The organism is Streptococcus sp. GMD1S (assembly GCF_000296875.1).
In the GTDB taxonomy this organism is placed as follows: domain Bacteria; phylum Bacillota; class Bacilli; order Lactobacillales; family Streptococcaceae; genus Streptococcus.
Genome location: NZ_AJQY01000350.1, coordinates 1 through 2,156 on the forward strand (window position 1 = coordinate 1; position 2,156 = coordinate 2,156).

Sequence of the window (2,156 nt, forward strand, 5' to 3'; positions counted from 1 at the left end):
GAAGTGGTGCGTCAATGTTTAGAAGAAAGAGGCGTGCAGAATATCACTATTGAAGTAGATATCAGTCAAAGCAATCATGCGCAACATAGGCGGAGGGTGAGAGAGTTAGAGCAGAAGCAGGGGCATCATTAGTAAAAAGTAAAGAATGATTAAGCCCCTATGTTATTTGAAATAGAGTATTTTCTTTCCTGTTTAAATATCTTAAAAGTTTGATCCTATAAGGCTCTGTATAAACTTTACTTAGTTGTTTGGTAATTAAAAAAATTTTTCTATTAGATGCAAAATGTTTGACTTGGAGTCAACTCAAAGTTGTATAATAAGATGAATGAGTTATAGTTGCTTAAATTCAGTGAAGGAAATGAAAGGAGGCTAGTATATGAATATTAAATCTGCCAGCGACTTATTGGGAATTTCAGCGGATACGATTCGGTATTATGAGCGAGTTGGTCTTGTGCCACCGATTACTCGAACCGCGACTGGAATTCGTGACTTTCAAGATCAGGATATAGAAGCTCTGGAATTTATTAAGTGTTTTCGTTCGGCGGGTGTCTCTGTAGACAGTTTAGTTGACTATATGTCGCTTTACCAAAAGGGGGATGAAACGAGAGAGGAAAGGCTTGGTATTTTAGAAGACGAAAAGAAAAAATTAGAGAAGCGCTTGTCTCATTTACAGACGGCTTTAAATCGCTTAAATCACAAAATTAAACTTTACAAGGAAGGAAAATTTTAAATGAAATCAGCAGTATATACAAAGGCAGGTCAGGTTGGTCTTGCTAGTATTGAACGTCCGCAAATAATAGAAGCGGATGATGTGATTATTCGTGTAGTTCGTGCGTGCGTTTGTGGTTCAGATTTATGGAGGTACCGTAATCCAGAAACGAAAGCTGGACACAAAAATAGTGGACACGAAGCGATTGGGATTGTCGAAGAAACTGGGGAAGCCATTATGACGGTGAAACCAGGTGATTTTGTCATTGTCCCTTTTACCCATGGCTGTGGGGAGTGTGATGCCTGTCTTGCTGGCTTTGACGGTTCTTGCGACAATCATGTTGGTAATAACTTGGGAGGCGATTTTCAGGCGGAATATATTCGTTTTCACTATGCAAACTGGGCGCTGGTTAAAATCCCTGGACAACCTTCTGACTACACAGAAGGTATGCTCAAGTCACTTTTGACACTGGCTGATGTCATGCCGACCGGTTACCATGCAGCGCGTGTTGCTAATGTTCAAAAAGGGGATAAGGTTGTCGTTATCGGGGATGGGGCTGTTGGCCAATGTGCTGTTATTTCAGCTAAGATGCGTGGAGCGTCGCAGATTGTCCTTATGAGTCGTCATGAAGATCGCCAAAAGATGGCCTTGGAATCAGGTGCGACAGCTGTTGTGGCTGAACGTGGCGAAGAGGGAATTGCCAAAGTCCGTGAAATCCTTGGTGGTGGAGCAGATGCAGCCCTTGAATGTGTTGGGACTGAAGCAGCCGTAGATCAAGCCCTTGGGGTTCTTCACAATGGTGGACGTTTAGGATTCGTTGGTGTTCCTCATTACAATAACTGTGCGCTCGGTTCTACATTTGCCCAAAATATTTCAGTGGCAGGTGGAGCAGCCTCAGTTACTACTTATGACAAACAAGTTTTGTTAAAAGCGGTTCTTGATGGAGACATCAATCCAGGTCGCGTCTTTACTTCAAGTTATAAACTGGAAGATATCGACCAGGCTTATAAAGATATGGATGAACGCAAGACCATTAAGTCTATGATTGTGATGGATTAACAATGAAAATCCTAATGGAGAATTGAGACTCTCTATTAGGATTTTTTGCGTTGGTATATTTGTTGAGTTATGGCAGCGTACTTTCTCTCAAAGTCAGTCTGGTTCCCAGCATAGTCAGGCTAGGAATTTTCCGACCATGGAGAACTTCCTTATTAAGAATATCCATACCTGCTCGGCCCATTTCCTCGGTATAGACAGTGATACTGGAGAGGGGAGGATAGACCTGCTTGGTCAGGCTAGTGTCGTTAAAAGAAATGAGACTGACGCGGTCTGGTAGGCTAATTCCAGCTTCTTGAAGGGCACGGAGGGCGCCGATGGCTAAACTATCGCTAGCAGCGAAAAAGGCTGGTGGGAGTTGTTCTCCTAGCTTGTGAATGGCCTCCTTCAT

General features: G+C 42.8%; 2 protein-coding genes and 2 pseudogenes. 3 read left to right on the forward strand and 1 reads right to left on the reverse strand.

Annotated elements, in window-relative coordinates; all coding sequences use genetic code 11:
• From GMD1S_RS12625 to GMD1S_RS10175, 3 genes and pseudogenes are all read left to right on the forward strand, one after another.
• A pseudogene (locus tag GMD1S_RS12625) lies at positions 1-132 on the forward strand (cation transporter); the annotation flags it as partial.
• A gap of 244 nt (positions 133-376) precedes the next feature.
• Positions 377-730 carry a stress response transcriptional regulator NmlR gene (gene nmlR / locus GMD1S_RS10170; protein WP_001022627.1) on the forward strand — a complete coding sequence of 118 codons (354 nt, stop codon included), beginning with the start codon at positions 377-379 and terminating at the stop codon, positions 728-730.
• Positions 731-1,768, forward strand: coding sequence for a zinc-binding dehydrogenase (locus GMD1S_RS10175; RefSeq protein WP_000833743.1), 1,038 nt, complete (start codon positions 731-733; stop codon positions 1,766-1,768).
• Between the two features lie 67 nt (positions 1,769-1,835).
• On the opposite strand, the pseudogene galR reads toward GMD1S_RS10175, so the two are convergent.
• Positions 1,836-2,156 (reverse strand): annotated as a pseudogene (galR, locus tag GMD1S_RS10180) (DNA-binding transcriptional regulator GalR); the annotation flags it as partial.

Coding starts and splice junctions, on each gene's coding strand:
- GMD1S_RS10175 (WP_000833743.1), top strand. CDS start 731: ATGAAATCAGCAGTATATACAAAGGCAGGTCAGGTTGGTCTTGCTAGT.
- nmlR (WP_001022627.1), top strand. CDS start 377: ATGAATATTAAATCTGCCAGCGACTTATTGGGAATTTCAGCGGATACG.